Genomic DNA, 17601 nt, shown 5'->3' on the forward strand with positions numbered 1-17601 from the left:
AGCACCATGCATGATACATGCTTACAAAGCATGTATAACCGCCTGAAGCCCTACGGAACACTGGGCAAGAAGCCCCTGCCGTACACACATTTTGAGCATTAACCCGAAGTGGCTACCCCTTGATGAGCAGGTGGAACGGCTAGTGAAGCGTGGCCTAGAGGTCGAGGACCCGACGAGGGCAATCCGGGTGATTGAGTCCGTGGGCTACTACCGATTGACCGGCTACCTATATCCCTTTCTTGAATCCGAGGAGCACGTGGATGACAAGGGCCGCAAGACCATTCGAGTACTGAATACATACCGGCTGGGTACAACGTTGCATCATGCTGAATCGATCATCGGCTTTGACCGGCGACTGCGCACGCTGGTCATGGAAGGTGTTGAGCGCGTTGAAATAGCTGTACGTATGCGTATCGCATATGTTCTGGGTCAGGTCTCGCCGTTCGCGCACGAGAACCCACTTTGTTTCGACAACTCGTTTACAACGCCGGGCACCGACAGTCGTTATCCGAGCCCGAGCAAGCAGGTGACATGGCTTGCGCAGGTTAAAGAACGCAGAGACTCCTCGGATGAACAGTTCGCCGCCCATTTTCGTAGTAAGTATGACGATCGAATGCCGATTTGGGCGCTGACTGAGCTGTTGGAGCTTGGGCACTTGTCGAGCCTTTATCGGGGTATGCGTCAGGGGGACGCTGAGGAAGTGGCAGTGAGCTTTGGTGTCCCACACAAAAAACTGATGGCAAGTTGGCTGGCTAGTCTGAACTATGTACGCAACGTTGCCGCTCATCACGCGCGACTTTTCAACCGTAAACTCCAGAACGCCCCCAAGCGACCTAAAGTCGGCCAAGTGCCACTTCTTGACCATCTGCGCGATCCTTCTGTGCCCAAGAAGGACTTCGGCACATACAATGCCTTGGCAGTGATCGCATATATGCTACGTTCCATCGAGCTAGAGCGCTCCTGGGCGCCGCGGCTAGTCGAACTACTCCGCTCCTTCCCTACTTCGCATGCACTCTCCATTGAATCGGTCGGAGCGCCGCCGGACTGGAACAAGCTTGACCTTTGGCGATAGTTACCCACCACACGTCAGCTGTTTGGGCTTGCTGTGTTGGGTAACGTGCCGATTTTGGGCCAAAAACGTGAACAAAACGAACAAAAAGGGGGTGTAGTCAACACACTGGATTGAGCTGTGGTGGGTAAGTGGTGTGTCGATGCACGGAGGTGGTCCCACATCTATTGCAAATCTACGTACAGATGTAACCTGCTCGCCACACACAGAGCGAGTTCAGCCCGTACATTTAAGACATGAACCTGTTGATGACCAATGTGCCGGGGCCGCTGTTTCTGGCCTTTTATGCGGTGCTCATAGTGATATGCATTGTCTTGCTCATTGTGGGACGGGTGACATCAGGCGGGCCGTTGCGCAAAACCCCTAACGTGCTTGAACTGGCTTACGCGTCAGGTGGCCGCGTGAGTCTGGTGGCCACAGTCGTTGCTCTGCTCGACCCTCCACAACGCTTGGAGTACCTGGAGCGTCACGGCAATCCAGACCTGTACCGCAACATCAGCGCGCACCCCATTGTTGGGCGAATCCGCCAACTCATGGAAGCGTCTGACCTTCAGCACTTGCCCATTTCCAAGCGCGCGGAAGAAGACCACCAGCTCAAGGAGCTGGAAAAAGACCTTGCCGCAGACATGCGCCACAACCGGTTACTGTCAGACAACAAGACGTTCCTGCGTAGACTGGCCGGCTGGTTCACGCTGGCAGTGTTTCTATTCGGGCTTTACCGCATCGTAGTGGGCCTGATCAACGACAGGCCCGTGGGCTTCCTTGTGGCCATGACCTGCAGCCTCATTTTCTTGATCGGGTTTCTTGTGTACTCCGGCCCAACGCGCCCAATGAAGCGTACGCAGGGGGCGGCGTACGTGGACACCATGAAGCAGATGAAGGAACTCGAGCCACAGTCACAAGCGTTTTCCCTTGGACTCCCGCTGGCATTGGCAGTGGGCGGAGTCACGGCGGCCTGGCAACTGGACCCAACGTTCGCCTCGGTCTGGGCTTTGCCAACAGTGCCAAGTCCTTCTGGCGGGGGCGGGGGCTCCTCATGCAGTTCAGGATCCTCCTGCAGTTCGTGCGGCGGCGGTGGCGGATGCGGTGGTTGCGGAGGTGGCGACTAGTCTGGTGTGTGGCTACCGTGTGCACGAACGGGGTAGCCACAGAGGAGGAGACTGATGTTCAGCCACATTGCGGGAAACGCTTTCCTGTGGTTCTACGGCGCCTTGGTGGTGCTTCTGTTCTTCATTGTGTGGGGCGCTCGCGTGATGGTGAGTCGCGAGTATGCACGTACCCCCAACATTTTGGAGCTGGCGTATTCCAAGGACCGTCGTGCAGGCGTGTTCACTACCGTGTCCACTCTGGTGTGTCCTCCCGCTCGGGCCGAATACTTCGCGCGCAACGGTGACGTCAAAATTTTTGGTGGGCTCATGCAGCAGCCGCTCATTCAACGCGCCCTGGAGATCACCGACAAGCAGGAAGTCCCTGAGCACGTGTACGAAAAGCTCGCACATGACGACTACTCGCGTGCCTTGGTGGAGGATCTTCGCCGTGGCATGCGCGAAACTGGCATGCTCATTAGCCCTAAGCATCCGGCTTTGTTGGTCGCGCAGGCTGCAGGGTTGGCGCTGTTTATGCTGGGGGTTGCGCGCCTGGGCGTGCTGATTTTCGCCCACGAACCGGTGTGGGGCCTGCTGATCGAAGTACTGGTGGTTGTTGGGATTCTGGCCTGGGCTTTCCGCGAAAAGGTCTCCAACCCCACCAAGAAGTTCCGTTCGCGTAACTACAAGCAGCTGACCAATGAGATCCGGTCTTTGGATGTATCGTCCCGAGGTCGTTCGTGAGTAGTCTCCCCGCGGGCTTAGGCGTGGGGTGGCGTTGGGAAATGCGCCAGTCGCAGGCCAAGTTGACGCCTGCATTTGTTGAGGTGCTGGCTGAGAACCACAACCCGCGCGACCTGGACGAACACCTGCAGGTGTTGGTGGATTCGGATGTCCCGGTGGTCACTCACGGGGTGTCGCTGTCGCTGGGGTCTGCTGAACCACCGGATGCGGACACGTTGAACATGCTTAATGCGGTTGCAGAGGCGTGTCGTTCCCCGCTGATCAGTGAGCACATAGCGCTTGTGCGAGCCCAGGAGCTAGACGGTTACGATTCCCCTCACGCCCAGGTGTTGGAAGCTGGGCACTTATTACCCGTCCCACTCACACGCGACCAGCTGGCCGTCATGGTGGACAACGTGAACCGCACGCAAGACGTGTTGCAGCGTCCCCTCGCCCTCGAGCCGATTGCCACCTTGGTGGAATGGCCGGACCCACAGATGCCAGAAGGCGAATTCGTCACTGCACTTTTAGAGGAAACCGGAGCTGGGCTTGTTCTGGACATTGCGAACGTGTGGGCGAACGCTACCAACCATGGGCGTGACCCGCTCACCGATGTGCTGGCCATGCCGTTAGACCGGATCGCGTATTGCCACATTGCGGGCGGTTCGTGGCGAGGCGACATGTACCACGACACCCACGCGAGTCCCGTGGTGCAAGAAGTCATGGTGCTAGCCCATGAGGTGGTGGAGCGAACCGGCCCAGTTCCACTCATGCTGGAACGTGACTCAGCGTTCCCACCTGAAGACGAGATGTTCGCCGAACTCAACGCACTGGCCGATATCGCAGGCGTGGACAGGATTACCCCGTGACGGACCGCGACCTCGGCGCGATTCGCGCACAGTTGGCGCAGGACCAAGCCCAGTTTGTGGCCATCATGGTGGGTGGTGCCGAGAACACCATGGGCTTGGACCAGAAAAAACTTGACGCGGCTCGAAGCAGCCTGTTTTCCAAACGCTTGAGCACTTTAGGCGGGCACTACCGGGGCCTTGCCGTGGGCCTGAAACGTGCGCGTTTACAAGGCGAACCAGCGTGGGAAACGGCACAGGAGTGGCACACAACGCACCCACCTGCTGATCACGATACAGACGGGGCCAGCCTCCTGTTCTGCCTGGCTGAGGCGCACCAGTTACCGCCCGAGGCGCGAGCGGATTTCGTGAGCGCGCGCATCCGCTATCGACGAGTGAAAGACGCGACCGGCCCCAGGGCTGGGAACCGCGCTGGTGACACAGGCGGCACCCGGACCGGCACCAGGGCGAAAGGCCTGCCTGACGTCAAACCGCGAGTTGGCCCGTTTGTCGTGTCAGAAGACGGACTCGTGGCGTTCGGCTGGGGCCGGTGGGCGTGGATTTTTCGCCGCGGAATGCGATGATGGTGCCAACTACGCTTTGGAGGAGTCACTATGGCTAACGCACACGCCCATTCGACAAGCGCTTTGCCCATCAGCGATCAGATTGTCCTCATCACTGGAGGCGCCCGGGGCCTGGGTGCTGCTCTGACCAAAACCTTTGTGGCTGAAGGCGCCAGCGTCGTCATCAACTACCGCACCAGCGAAGACGCTGCAGGCGAACTTGTTAAGTCGATCCAGGGACAAGGCGGCCGGGCGCTCGCCGTGCAGGCCGATGTCACCGACTTCCGCGCTGTTCTTGCCATGTTCAAGTACGTGCAGGAGGAATGGAACGCTCCAGTGTCTACCGTGGTGAACAACGCGCTGGTGGACTTTTCCTTCAACGGCGACGAACGCCCTCACGCCGATGAAATCGACTACGAACACTTCGACGCACAGTTCCGCGGCTCCGTGGGTGGCGCGGTAAACACCATTCAGTCGGCCCTGCCAGGATTCCGCGAACTGGGGTCCGGGCGCGTGATCAACATCGGCACGAACTTATTCCAGAACCCGGTGGTTCCGTACCACGACTACACCGCTTCCAAGGCCGCGCTTCTCTCTGTGACCAGGACTTTTGCTAAGGACCTGGGGCCTCTGGGGGTCCGGGTGAACATGGTGTCCGGCGGTCTGTTGCGTACCACGGATGCGTCTTCGGCTACCCCGCCCGAGGTGTTTGACGCTATCGCTTCCACCACCCCTTTGGGGCACGTGACGACCCCCGAAGAGTTCGCGGCGGCAGCCACGTTTTTCGCGTCCCCGGCTTCGCGTGCTGTGACGGGTCAGAACTTGGTGGTCGACAACGGTCTGGTGTTCGACTGAGTTTCACCCCAGCTGGTCTTCAGCCCATTCGCGTAGCTGTTCGCGGTTGATCTTGGAGTTGTGGCGGATGTCGGTGAGGAAGTCCTTGGCCACAAGAACAGCCGCCACGTCCAGGTCGCACTTTTCAAGCACGGTTTCCCGGATCTGCGCGGTGATGTCGAGGCCAGCCAGGCCGGGTTTCATCTCATCTGTACGCTCCAAGACAACAACGAGTGCTTGGTTACCGTGAGGCCCAACACCCACTACGGCACTGCGCGAAACCCCAGGCACTGTGTCCACAACGGCTTCGACGCCGCCGGGCGCCACGGGGCCATAAGGCGTGGTCACAATGTGTTGCGTGCGCCCTTCAACCCAGATGCGCCCCTGCGCGTCCACGTGACCAATGTCGTTGGTGCGGTGCCACGTGTGGCCACCTGCGGTGTCGCGTTTTGATTCGACATCGGTGAGCCACAGACGGTCGTAACCAGACTTGATGTGATCGGCTGACACCACGAACTCACCCAAGACCCCCACGGCGTCAGAGCTCACAACGTCAGAACCGCCAGACGAAGACAGCTCGATGAGTTCCTCAGACGAGGAACCGTCAGGAAGGATCGGTGCGATCGCAAAACGCACGCCTTCGATCGGGCGGCCCACGCACACGCCATGATCACTAGCCGCTTCCATCGCTTCTGCAACACCCTCGGCAGTGATGTCGGCAAGCAACAGTCCTTCCGTCATGCCGTACGGCGAGTGAACAGAAGCGTTGGGGAAGACGGACTTAATCTTCCGCATAAGCTCAAGCGGAACCGGCGCACCGGCAGACAGTGCCATCTCGACACCGGCGCACGCTGCCCGCTGTTCGTCAGTGAGCTCATCAGCGGTAGCCGCAACGTTGGTGTAGGCAGCCGGGGAAGCGAAAACCATGGTGCAGGATCCGGCGGCGACCGCCTCGGCCAGGGCGCGCGCCGTGAGCGTGCGCGGCTTTGTCACCGACATATTCGGAGTTACGGAGCTGGCACCAATTCCCGGTCCCAACAGGGCAAACGGCGGGAACCCAGCCACCAGGCCGGTACCAGGTTTGACGTCGAAATGACGTTGGAGGACCGTGGCCAAGGCACCCAGTGCTCGGTGCGTGTAGCGCACACCCTTGGCCGGGCCGGTGGAGCCGGAGGTAAACAGCACGGCTGCGTCGTCGTCCAGCTGCGGGGTGTCGATCTTTTCGTGCGATTTGACCCAGCGACGCGACATTTCAGTCATCGACGTCTCAACCCCCAACAGGCGGCGCGTGAGTGCGTTGAGCGGGGTCACTGAAATTCGGCGCCCAGGCCAGCCGGCACCTCGGGCTAGGGTCAGACCGGGCACCTCACCAATAATCCACTGCGGGTCCGAGGCTTTAATCGCCCGCGTCATGCCCGCAGCCCCAAGACCGGCGTCGGCAACAACCACGACACCTCCGGCCTTGAGCACCGCGTACGCGGCGGCGGTGAGGTTGTTGCCGGGAGGCACCAGAAGGCTCACACGGTCACCGCGCTTGAGTCCCTTTTCCTGCAGGCTCAACGCAATCGCGTCAACCACGTGGCTCAGCTGCGCCCAGCTGATCGCCTGGTCCTTGCTCATGTCCACGCTGGCCACGGACGGGTCGGTGTGGCGGGCGTCCAGGGCGTCGAAGATCATGGGGAGGTCGTCGTTGGCGCCGGTGGCGGCATCGGGGCCAGTCTCACCAGCAACCGTCCTGGCTGAATCAGCCGTCCCACCGGCCGCAGCCACCTGCGCCCCATCAACCGGAAGTGAGGCCGCCAGCCACTGCAGAATCGTCGAAGCGTAGTCCACGTCCTCAGCGAACAAGTGGCTGGTGCGCTCGAACCGGTGAATATCAGCCTGAGGGAGTCGCTTACGCAAATCGCGCAAGTACCGCTCCTGGAAGACCGGGTCCTTTGGGCCCCACAGGATCAACGCCGGCGTTTCAATCGTTGCGATGTCGCGGGCCAGCTGCTGCAGTTCATCGTGCGACGGGTGGTCCGAGGTAGCCGGAATATCCGCGACGAACTGCCCAATTCCGTGTCGCTGGGCGGCCGTCTGATACGGCGAGCGGTAGGCGTTTGCGACCTCGGCCGGCATGGAATTCGACAACGCCAAGGTGGCGCGCAGGAAGGCATCCGTGCGCACGGTGGAGTACGGCAAAACCGGGCCGGTGAGTGCCGCGCGCAGGGCCGCGGGAATGTTTTCGTTGTCGTCGTGCCACACCGCGGTGTTGAGCGTCATGACGGCGGCGACGCGGTCCTGGTTGCGGGCCGCCCAGGTCAGCGACAGCACCCCGCCCCAGTCGTGTCCCAGCGTGACTAGGGGGTGGTCCGCGCCTGAGGTGGCGGACACCTCGGCGGTCAACTCTGAGATGACAGCGTCAAAGTCTGTGACACGCTGCGCGATGCGGCGCTGCGTGGGGTCGTCACCCAGGGGTGTGGGCAAGTTGGAATGTTCAACCCGTTCCGAGTACCCCATTTCCAGCTGGTCAGGCGCGATGACCCTCCAGGTGCGGGTTCCGGGTTCGCCCGCTGCGTCCACAGTGGCCTGGGCCAGGCGCCGCCACAGGTACGACCACGTGGGGTTTCCGTGCAGAGCGACGATCGTGCCGGTGGGCTCGAGGCCACGTTCGCGCAACGCGGGCAGGGTGTCGAGGACGTGGAAGGAACGCTCGCCGTCGAAGGTGGGAATCGTGACGATGCGCGACCACTGTGGGTCCCATTCCGCGAGGTCAGGTGGGGTGGTTGCCGGTGCGGCTCCGAACGCCGCCTGTGAAGGATGGGACACGTTCTGCCTTTCGACGGTTGTGCTTAGACGGTGGTGTTTACCAGACGATTTCAGTCATTGCGGTGTTGAGGCCAGAGCCAACGCCCATGGCCAGGATCCGGTCACCGGATTTGAGCGAGTCGGCGTTGCGGGCCAGCGTGATGGGCAGTGAGGCGGGCCCCACATTGCCCAGTTCCGGGAATGTGACGGGCATGCGGTCAAGGTCCAGGCTGGCGGTTTTGGCCATTTCGTTGGTGTGGATCTTGGACACCTGGTGGGTGACGTACATGGTCATGTCGTTCCAGTCCCAGCCGTCTTCGTGGGCCTCGTTCCACGCGTTGATGACCAGTTCCATACCGTTGGTGAGCAGGCCGGTGGCGTCGGTGAACATGCCGTTGTGGTCGCCTACGCACAGTTCGTGGTTCCACGTGCCCGCCCGGGTGACTCCGCCCAGGATTTTGTGGCCTTCTGGGTGGCGGTCGGCTGGTCCTAGCACGGCGGCAGCGGCGCCACATCCCAGGGTGAGTGAGGCGAATTCGTTGAGGTATTCCGCGCGTGTGATGTCGTCTTGGGACAGGCGGTTCAGGGTTGCTTGTTGGACGCGGGTGGCGTCTTCACCGGCCACGACCAGGCCGTAGTCGATCTGGCCCGAGTCAATCATGGTGGACACCACGGTCATACCGTTGACGAACCCTAGGCACGCGTTGGCAATGTCGAAGTTCATGGCCGAGGTGGGTAATCCGATTCCGTGGTGAATGGACACGGCGACGGACGGTTCGAGGGTTTCGCGGGTCACGGAGGTGTTGATCATGACGCCGATCTGGTCTGCGTCCACCTGGGCTTGTTCGAGTGCTTGTTTACCGGCGTTGACGGCTCCGGCGATGAAGTCGTGCGGGTTGTCCCAGTTGCGGCGGTAGTCCACTCCGGCGACCCGCCGAATTAGCCCTTGTGGAAGGTGTAAACGCTTAAGAGTTGAAGCCAGCTGTTCGTCGAATGAGTCGGAGGAAACCGGGTTGGGGGCAGTTGTTTCCGCTATCCCCAGAAGCGCTGCGTTGTTGTGCCGGAAAGTCGTATTGCCGGGTGTTCTGCCGTTCAAAAGCGTCCGTTCAATTCGTGCGTCGAGTAGGTTGGCGGTTAACAGGGCTGGTGCGTGCCAGTGCGCACACCTGAGCATGTCACTGCGCGTGCCCTGTTTTCCCTATCCAGTCAATCCTAATGCTCAACGCCAAAATGGCTAAGCGGGGGTGGGCAATCCCACATTTGGTGATCGTTTAGCGCCCCAACTCACGCCTGGTTGACGAACGCGAGGACCCGCTCCCACATGAGGGTGGCGAGTTCTTCGTCGTAGTCGCCTTTTGTGGGATCAGCGAATAAGTGCGCTTTGCCGGGGTACATGAAATGGCTGGCCTGAGCACCGGCTTCTGCCGCGCACCGCGCTAACAGTTCGGGTTGGCCTTCGTCGTAGAACGGGTCGCCTACCGTGTGGTGGATCTGCAGGGTTGCTGACGCTTGCCAGCTGGTTGGTTTGGGGGTTCCGCCAGCGTGGAACAACAGCGCACCAGCCGCTTGCGGGTGACGCTTCCCAAAGCTCTGCGCCATCGCGGCCCCAAGCGAGAAGCCACCAAAGATGAGCCCCTGCTCAGCAGGTGAACCGGCAACGATCTCGTCCACTGCCGCTGAGGCGCGTTTGGCCAGCTCAGGGAACGTGACGTCGTCGCGGTAGGCAAGCCCGTCTGCCGTTTCTGTGAACACGTTGCTGTCGTAGAAATCCGGAAGGTGGACGGTGTGCCCGGCGTCCTTGAGGACGTCTGCCATTCGGTGCATTCCCTGGTCGAGCCCCAGGGCTGAGTGGAACAGAATAATGGTCGCCATGTGACCAGCTTAACTGGACTGAAAACCGGGCGTATAGGATTCTGCAGAACTATTTCTATGTGTGAAGAGGGTGGAATGAATCAGCCTGCAGCGCCCGCCGAGGTGGCAGACAGAAAAGGTGGAATGTCACCGGGAGCGGTCAAAGCGTTGGTCGCGTCGATCGTGGGAACGTTGATCGAATGGTATGACTACGCGTTGTACGGTGCGGCTGCTGGTGTGGTGATCGCACCTCTGTTTTTCCCCGGGCATTTGAGCGCGGCAGCGGGTCTGAGCACGTTTGCGACGTTTGCGGTTGGGTTCTTGGCCCGTCCGTTGGGTGGCATTGTTATTGGGCATATCGGTGACCGTTATGGCCGTAAACCCGCCATGCTGCTCACCATCATCCTGATGGCAGTGGCAACCGTAGGTATGGGACTCTTGCCTACCGCTCACGCGATTGGGGTGTTTGCTCCTATTCTTCTGGTGCTGTTCCGGTTCATTCAGGGATTTGGCGCCGGGGCCGAACTCACCGGCGCCATCACCGTGGTCGCCGAATACACTTCGCCCAAGCGCCGGGGTTGGTTCACTGGTTTCATTCTGTCCATGCCTCCGCTGGGCATTGTGCTAGCGACTGGTGCGTTCCTGTGGGCGTCTCATCTACCTGAAGAAGCGTTCCTGTCCTGGGGTTGGCGCTTGCCGTTCCTCGCATCAGCGCTTCTGTTCTTTGTGGCGCTCTACATTCGCACGCAACTGGAAGAAACGCCTGAGTACGTAGCGTCCCAAGAAAACGCTGCGAAACAGCAAGCGGAAAGCAAAGTGCCCATTAAGGAGCTTCTGCGTTCGGACTTCAAAGGCGTGCTACTTGGTTTCTTTGGCATGTTCGGCCACAGCGCCCTGGTCTACTTGATTGCGTCCTTCAGCGTGTTCTACCTGACCAGCCCGTACGTGGGCATGAGCCGTTCAGACGCTCTTGTCGCGGTGACCGTGGGTACCGTGGTCGCCGTTGTGACCACGCCCTTTGCAGGGTGGGCCTCGGATAAGTTCGGGGCGGGTACGGTACTGGCGACCGCCTCGGCCCTGGGAATTATCTACGCCTACCCATTCCTCAAACTCCTGCAGATGGGTGCGGTGGCAAGCGCAACGCTGGCGGTGGGAGTCGGGTTCGGCGTGATCATCGCCGGAACGTCCGGTTCGCAGGGCGCGTTCATGGCTAACCTGTTCCCGCCGGAGCACCGATTTTCCGGAATGGCGTTGGCTCGCGAGGCCAACGGCGCGATCGTGGCCGGTTTCTCGCCCATGATCGTGTTGGCGCTCATCAACGCACTCGACGGGGACGTGTGGGCGGCTGCCCTGTTTTTGGCGGTCTGTTCATCCGTGGCGGTCATTGCGATCGTGCTGTCACGTGGGGCCGGCAACAACGACAACGCGCGCGTGACCAACTGGGCGTAAAAGCGTAAGGGGTGTGACCTGCCAGCCTGGACAGTAGGCTACTGGTATGGACGCGAACGCCTTGCACACGTCGACCAGCCCATACCTGCAGTCCCACGCCCACCAACCAGTGAACTGGCACATGTGGGGGCCGGAGGCTTTTGAGCTCGCCCGCGCTCGCAACGTGCCGGTGCTGGTGTCGATCGGCTACTCCACGTGCCACTGGTGTCACGTCATGGCGCGCGAATCCTTTTCTGACCCGGCCGTGGCGAAAGTGCTCAACGACAACTTTGTGGCCATCAAAATCGACCGCGAAGAACTGCCCCATGTGGACGAGTTCTACATGAACGCGCTCCAAGCATTGCGCGGTCAGGGCGGGTGGCCGCTCAACGCGTTCACCGACCACCAGGGCGTCCCGTTTTTCGCAGGCACCTACTTCCCATCCCACACCGGCCGAGGTCTCCCCACCTTCATGCAAGTCCTCCAAGCGGTCACAAACACGTGGCGTGACCAGCAAGAACAGATCAGCGCCATCACCCACCGGCTACGCACCCAGCTGGAGGCGGTCGCGGAGTCGACGACCGCCTCGGTCCCGGAAGGGGAACTTGCCAACCTCACCGCTGACCTCACCGCTGACCGGTCAGCCACCCCACCCGTCCCAGCGGAGGAACTCACCGCGTGGAGCGAACAACTGGCCGACCGCTTCGACCCGGTGTACGGCGGATTCGGCGGGGCGCCCAAGTTCCCGCCATCCATGGTCCTGCAAGCGCTCATGCAACGAGCGGACTTCGATGACAACGCATTGACCATAGTGCGCACCACGCTGCACAACATCGCCGCTGGTGGCATGCGTGATCAGTTGCGCGGTGGGATTGCCCGGTACAGCACGGACGCGAAGTGGCACGTGCCCCACTTCGAAAAGATGCTCAACGACAATGCCACGTACCTTTCGGCGACGACCGCGTGGTGGGCGTGGGAGCATGCGCGTGACCCGCACAGTGCGCACGCGCACGTGGCCCGCGCCGAGGTCGTTGCCACCGCCCGTTTCCTCCTGGCTGATATGCGCCTGCCTGGGGGCGGGTTGGCGACGGCGTTGGACGCGGATTCGCCACTGGGGTCGGTGAGCGTGGAGGGTGCGTACTACACGTTCACGCATTCGGAAGTGGAGCAGGCGTTGGCGGAGTCCGGGGTCGTGAGCGACTACTTCGCCCTGGTGGAATTTCCGGACAGTGGTTTTGAAGGTGGAGAGCCGCGGTGTGCGTTGATAGCACCCGGCCGAGGTGTGAGCGACGTGAATGCCGGAGAGGACGGGGCTGGGGCCGGGTCCGGGAGCGGGGCCGGGATGGTCGCCGACCGCGATGTTCAGCCCGTGATTGAGCATCTGCGAGCGTTGCAGGAAACACGCACGCCACCTAAGCGTGACACCAAACTGATCACGGAGGACGCGTGCCGGGCCGCCGTTGCGCTGGTGCGTGCCGGGCTGGTTTTGGGTGAGTCGGAGCTGGTGGACGCCGGTGCCGCCACGGTGCAGAGCGTGCTGGACAACAACCGGACTGGGGAACAGCTGTTGCGGTCCACCACAGACGGGAAACCGGGCCCCAGTGCTGCTGGACTCGCCGACTATGCGGCCTTGATCCGCGCGCTGCTGGAGCTGCATCAAGTGGTGGGTGTGGGTACGCACGCCCTGACGCGCAACAACTTGATGCCTCTGATCGAGGAGTTGTTCGACACTGCGCGGGGGTTGTTCGTGCGTGACAGGCACGTTCACGATCACGCACCTGACTCGCTGGTGCCCGCCTCGGGTGCGAACCCAGCTGATTCGGTGGTTCCGTGCGGCCGTACCGCGTTCGCCGAGGTGGCCCTCCTTGTGTCTGTCCTGTCGCCGGAGTCTGGGGGAGGGGCAGCCCAGTTGGCGCGGGAGTTGCTGACGGTGGGTCGTCCGTTCATGCAGAGCACGCCTACGGCTGCCGGGTGGCAGGCGTATGTGGCGATGCGGATAAACGTGCCCCGGGTGAGCACCCGGGACCCGGAGTTGGCGCGTATTGCGTATGCGCATCCGTCTCAGCCTGTTGTGGACACCAGTGATGATGCGGGGGCAGACCAGGCCGTGGTGTGCGTGGGCACCCGTTGCCTGCAACCGGCTACGGATGCCCGCACGCTACGGGTTCAGTTGGACGAACTGGGAGTCCAGAACGGTAACTAAGCTCGCACAAACGCAGACAGCACCGCAACGATGTCGGCCACGTCGCTGACTGCGATCATTTCGCGGGCCGAGTGCATACTCCACAGTGGTGCTCCCACATCCACTGTGGTCATACCCAAACGAGTGGCAGTGAGTGGCCCAATCGTGGAACCACACGGCATGTTGTTGTTTGACACGAAGTCCTGGTAGGCAACCCCTGCGTCTTCGCACGCCTGTGCCCACACTGCGGTTCCCACCGCGTCCGAGGCGTAGCGCTGTTGGGCATTGAGCTTCAAGAGTGGACCGCGCCCCAGAAGCGGGGTGATGCGTGGGTCGTGGTGCTCTGGATAGTTTGGGTGCACAGCGTGGCCAGTGTCAGAGCTGACGCACACTGAGCCAGCGAGACTGCGCATGTACGTGTCGCGTTCGTGTCCTTCATAGCCCCAGGCAGAAGCCATGCCGTACACAATGCGTTCGGTGACTTGGGCAAGCATGGGGCCGCACGCACCGGATCGTGTTCCGGACCCCACTTCCTCGTGGTCAAAGGCTGCAAGAACAGCGATGTCGGTGGGGTCGGTGAGTTGTTCAATCGCGCACATTCCTGCGTGAACACTGACCAGGTTGTCCAGACGTGGAGAGGCCAGGAATTCGTCGTGCGCGCCAAATAAGGCGGGCTCCTGGGCGGCACACGTGTAAATGTCGTGGCCCAAAACGTCTTCCGGGTCGACCCCAGCGGACTGGGCCAACAGCTTCTCTAGCTCTACCGGTTCCAAGCCCACCACGGGTTGGGTGTGGCGCTGTTTGTCCAGTTTGAGACCGTCGTTCACCCCACGGTCTAAGTGGATTGCCAGCTGGGGAATACGCCCAACCGGCCCAGTCGATGCCAAAACAGTAGAGCCGTCACGCAAAGCGAGACGTCCCGCGAATACCAGTTCACGGTCCAACCAGGAATTGAGCAGAGGTCCACCGTAGATTTCCACGCCCACCTGTGCTGCACCAGCGTTGGTGAAGTCGGACTTTGGAGCCAGTTTGAACGCCGGTGAGTCCGTGTGTGCGCCGATGACGCGAAAAACGGGCGCATCGCTGGCACTGCCAGCAGTGTCACCATTCCCAGCAGCGGTTTTCGGTAGAACAAACGCCATGACCGCACCGTCGCGGACAACCACGTAGCGTCCTCCCGGAACCAAATCCCAGGCCTGCGCTTCGTCAAGTACCTCAAAGCCCTGGCCAGCCAAGCGATCCCGGACATGAGCGGCTGCGTGATACGACGACGGTGACGCTTTCACCACGCTCATGAGGTCGCGTGCGTAATCCTGTGCGAGTGTTTCAGTTGTTTGAGTCATACGTATAGCCTAGTGAACCGTGATTGCTCAGCTTGTTCGCATCGTGGGGTGGACCTTCTTCCCCCTCGCTCTTTTAGCGAAACTGCCATTCGCCATGTCGGTGGTGGCGGTGATGACGTCCGTGTCAGTGGTGACCCACAGTTACGGGACCGCTGGCTTTGCCGCCGCCCTGGTGGGGCTGGGAACCGCCGTGTCTGGGCCCATTTACGGCATCCTGGCTGACAAATACGGCCAACGTCCGGTCCTGGTTTTCACCGCCGTAACTAATGCGGCCAGTCTGTTGGGCCTGGGATGGGCGTTACGCGCAAGCGACTCCCAGCCCAATGTGCTGCTCATCTGCGCAGCCGCCCTGTGCATTGGGTGCACGCAACCCCAAGCCACGTCGATGGTGCGCTCGCGCTGGCTGCAAGCCCTGCGCCACAACTTCAACGACGACGTTCCCACCCGCGTGACCAACGCGGTCCTGTCCTACGAATCCATGACCGACGAACTCGTGTTCGTCCTGGGCCCCGTGGTCGTGGGGGTTATTGCAACTCTTGCGGGCGTGGTGGTGCCCCTTGATGCCGCCGCGATCTTGACCGCGTTGGGCGTGCTGGGCATCGCTTTCCACCCGTCGTCGGTGTACTCAACGGGACGGGCCAAAGCCAGGGTGGACGACCTCGGCGATGGTACCCCCACCCAGCCCACGACAGCCCCTATGGGAGCGCTCCTGGCGCCGCGCGTGATGGTGCCCGTGGCGGGAATGCTGTCGATTGGGCTGTTCTTTGGGTCCATGCTCACCAGCCTCACCAGTTTCATGGAGACCCTGGGGCGGGCCGATGCCACGGGGCTGCTGTACGGAGTGATGGGCGTGACCTCGGCACTGTTCGCGTTTTCGGTTGTGGCGCTGCCTGACCGTGTCACCTTGGTTTCGCGGTGGATGGTCGCAGGCGCGGTTGCGGTGGCCGGTGCTGTGATTCTGAACCTGGCTCCCGGCATGCCCGGTTTGGTGGTCGCGTTGTTGGTGCTGGGCACTGGAATTGGGCCGGCGTTGGTGACGTTGTATTCCATTGCCGCCGAGGTGGCACCAACTGGCCGCACCACTGCAGTGATGTCGATGATGGCGACCGCGGTCACGGTGGGGCAGGCTACCGCGAGTGCGGTGGTGGGCAATCTGGTTGACGGTTCGGGATACCGTGTGGGGTACGTTGCGGTTGCGGTGGCTACCGGGTGTTTGTTGGCGCTATCGTTTGCGTACGTGGTTGTGCAACGTGGTCGCACTCAATAGCGGTGGGTTCGCGGGTGTACGGCAGGTAGGCTAGAAATGAGTTGCTCCAACACGAGTGAGGTGCCATGGTTTTATCCGCTCAGCTAACGACTGAATGGCACGCGTGGCATGACGCGCGCGTGGCGGATCTGGCTACCCGTTTTGGTCCTTTGAGCATTACCGATATCCAATGGGTGCCACCGGGGCAGTCAGGTCGATGGTTCGACCTTCCCGGGGAGTTCAGTTTTGACGGCACCTGGATGCACTTCAAGGTCGACCCGGGGCACACAGTTGGCCCAACGGCCGCGTCCTTGGAAGTTACGGATGCTCCGAGTTCGTCACTCATGGCAGCAAGGCACTCTAAAGAAGGCACGTTCAGTGCGCGCGTGTCCCTGAACACTGGTTTTAACTGGTTGTTGAGCGGTGACGTGGTGGTTGAGCTTCTCAACCGCGAAGGGTACGTGGCGTTGCGTAAGCGTGACTCGAAAGCCCCTCTTCTTTCGCGGTTTATCGATGTTCCCACGTTCCCGCTGGACAAGTCGTGGACGGTGCAGGGAACCTTTGAGGCGTTCGACCAGCCCCAGCCGCACCGGATTGGGACCGCGACCCCTGGTTTGGACCGCACAGAAACGTTCCCTGGAACGGTCACGTTTGAGTTGGACGGTCAACAACACACGTTTTTGGCATCCGGCTCTGTGAGCGGTGGCCTGTACATTAACTTTTATGACTACACCAATGGAACTACAACACCGGACTGGCGCCGGTTGGACTTGGGAGTTCCAGATCAGTCTGGTGGTGTGATTCTGGACTTCAACCGGACCGTTGTGTGGCCCATGGCGTTTACCCCGTACGTGGCGTGCCCGGCTCCAGTTCCCCAGAATGTGTTGCCTCTGAACGTGGAAGCAGGTGAGCGGAAACCTGCTCAAACGTTGGGCGAATCGGGTGTCAACACTCCTGTGTTGTTGGTGCGCACTGGTGGCGATATTTTTTATGAAAAGTCGCTGGAGCTTCTTCGTCACTTGGGTGTGGATGTCACGGTTGCTGATTCGACCAGCGACGAGCTCCTTCCACCCTTGACGGGGTATGCCGGGCTCGTTGTGGTCGGTTATGACACCCCTGAGGTCACCGGTGTTAACGAACAGGTGATGGAACTGCTCAGTGACGCTACGGGGGCGTCTGTTCCCGTGGTGGCCATCGGTAACGTTTCAACCCTGCTCAGTTCTCAAGAAAAGGTCGCAGAGCACCCGTGGCAGGCATCTTTGGAATCGACGGACTTCTCCGTTGCCAGATTTGATAGCGAACAGCAGGTTTCAGCCGGGCCGGTGTATGACGTGACCGTGAACGATGTGGTTGCACGTGATCGCCTGTTCTCCCAGGTGGTTCGCTATGACGAGGGTGGCACGTCCTACATTCCTGTTCGTGAAATCGAACCCGTTTTGCGTAAACAGCAGACACGAAAAAATGCCGAAGCCGAAGGCCCAGGATCAACTGAACCTTCGACCTCGGCAACGCTTGAGGGCCAGGTGGCTACGAACCAGAGCACTGAGAGTCAGAACCCTGAACCTCAGTGGTCAACGCATGCCACGTGGCAGGACCTCGTTGAGCGTTTTGCGCGACTAGTGCATTCGCAGATTTAACCGCT

14 protein-coding genes are annotated in these 17601 nt (G+C 61.0%); 10 read left to right on the top strand and 4 right to left on the bottom strand.

The window, feature by feature from the left end; genetic code table 11:
• The first annotated feature begins 142 nt into the window (after positions 1 to 142).
• The 6 genes from QP868_RS05935 (at position 143) to QP868_RS05960 (ending at position 5140) form a co-directional block, all read left to right on the top strand.
• The gene (locus tag QP868_RS05935) at positions 143 to 1072 is read left to right on the top strand and encodes an Abi family protein (protein WP_284925742.1); all 930 of its coding nucleotides are present in this window, start codon (positions 143 to 145) and stop codon (positions 1070 to 1072) included.
• A 233-nt stretch (positions 1073 to 1305) separates the two neighbouring features.
• Entirely contained in the window at positions 1306 to 2178 is an 873-nt protein-coding gene (locus QP868_RS05940; RefSeq protein WP_284925687.1) for a TIGR04222 domain-containing membrane protein, read from the top strand.
• A 54-nt stretch (positions 2179 to 2232) separates the two neighbouring features.
• Positions 2233 to 2898 (top strand): DUF2207 domain-containing protein, encoded by a 666-nt coding sequence (locus tag QP868_RS05945; RefSeq protein ID WP_284925688.1) that lies wholly within the window; start codon positions 2233 to 2235, stop codon positions 2896 to 2898.
• Complete coding sequence (locus tag QP868_RS05950) at positions 2895 to 3746, top strand: MbnB/TglH/ChrH family RiPP precursor modification enzyme (protein ID WP_284925689.1); 852 nt, start codon at positions 2895 to 2897, stop codon at positions 3744 to 3746. The genes QP868_RS05945 and QP868_RS05950 overlap by 4 nt, the downstream gene beginning before the upstream one ends.
• Positions 3743 to 4306, top strand: coding sequence for a hypothetical protein (locus QP868_RS05955; protein ID WP_284925690.1), 564 nt, complete (start codon positions 3743 to 3745; stop codon positions 4304 to 4306). The genes QP868_RS05950 and QP868_RS05955 overlap by 4 nt, the downstream gene beginning before the upstream one ends.
• A 30-nt stretch (positions 4307 to 4336) precedes the next feature.
• Positions 4337 to 5140 (top strand): 3-oxoacyl-ACP reductase, encoded by an 804-nt coding sequence (locus tag QP868_RS05960; RefSeq protein WP_284925691.1) that lies wholly within the window; start codon positions 4337 to 4339, stop codon positions 5138 to 5140.
• 3 nt (positions 5141 to 5143) lie between these two features.
• Here QP868_RS05960 and QP868_RS05965 read toward each other — a convergent pair whose 3' ends face one another.
• The 3 genes from QP868_RS05965 to QP868_RS05975 all read right to left on the bottom strand — a co-directional run bounded on the left by QP868_RS05965 (position 5144) and on the right by QP868_RS05975 (position 9781).
• Positions 5144 to 7930 carry an alpha/beta fold hydrolase gene (locus QP868_RS05965; RefSeq protein ID WP_284925692.1) on the bottom strand — a complete coding sequence of 929 codons (2787 nt, stop codon included), beginning with the start codon at positions 7928 to 7930 and terminating at the stop codon, positions 5144 to 5146.
• A 37-nt stretch (positions 7931 to 7967) separates the two neighbouring features.
• Positions 7968 to 9083 carry a 3-oxoacyl-ACP synthase III gene (locus QP868_RS05970; RefSeq protein WP_284925693.1) on the bottom strand — a complete coding sequence of 372 codons (1116 nt, stop codon included), beginning with the start codon at positions 9081 to 9083 and terminating at the stop codon, positions 7968 to 7970.
• Positions 9084 to 9193: 110 nt separating this feature from the next.
• Positions 9194 to 9781 (bottom strand): dienelactone hydrolase family protein, encoded by a 588-nt coding sequence (locus QP868_RS05975; RefSeq protein WP_284925694.1) that lies wholly within the window; start codon positions 9779 to 9781, stop codon positions 9194 to 9196.
• 75 nt (positions 9782 to 9856) lie between these two features.
• On the opposite strand from QP868_RS05975, the gene QP868_RS05980 reads away from it, so the two are divergent.
• Positions 9857 to 11209, top strand: coding sequence for an MFS transporter (locus QP868_RS05980; RefSeq protein WP_284925695.1), 1353 nt, complete (start codon positions 9857 to 9859; stop codon positions 11207 to 11209).
• A 46-nt stretch (positions 11210 to 11255) separates the two neighbouring features.
• Complete coding sequence (locus tag QP868_RS05985; RefSeq protein WP_284925696.1) at positions 11256 to 13391, top strand: thioredoxin domain-containing protein; 2136 nt, start codon at positions 11256 to 11258, stop codon at positions 13389 to 13391.
• Here the strand turns inward: QP868_RS05985 and QP868_RS05990 are convergent.
• Positions 13388 to 14713, bottom strand: a complete 1326-nt coding sequence (locus tag QP868_RS05990) for a M18 family aminopeptidase (RefSeq protein WP_284925697.1) — start codon at positions 14711 to 14713, stop codon at positions 13388 to 13390. The genes QP868_RS05985 and QP868_RS05990 overlap by 4 nt on opposite strands.
• A 19-nt stretch (positions 14714 to 14732) precedes the next feature.
• Here QP868_RS05990 and QP868_RS05995 point away from each other — a divergent pair, with 19 nt between their 5' ends.
• Together QP868_RS05995 and QP868_RS06000 are read left to right on the top strand one after the other, a co-directional pair.
• Positions 14733 to 15980 carry an MFS transporter gene (locus QP868_RS05995; RefSeq protein ID WP_284925698.1) on the top strand — a complete coding sequence of 416 codons (1248 nt, stop codon included), beginning with the start codon at positions 14733 to 14735 and terminating at the stop codon, positions 15978 to 15980.
• 65 nt (positions 15981 to 16045) lie between these two features.
• A complete protein-coding gene (locus tag QP868_RS06000; RefSeq protein ID WP_284925699.1) occupies positions 16046 to 17596 on the top strand; it encodes a DUF1684 domain-containing protein in 1551 nt (516 codons plus the stop codon).
• Positions 17597 to 17601: the final 5 nt, after the last annotated feature.

It is taken from the genome of Brevibacterium sp. UMB1308A (assembly GCF_030230605.1).
Taxonomy (GTDB): Bacteria; Actinomycetota; Actinomycetes; order Actinomycetales; family Brevibacteriaceae; genus Brevibacterium.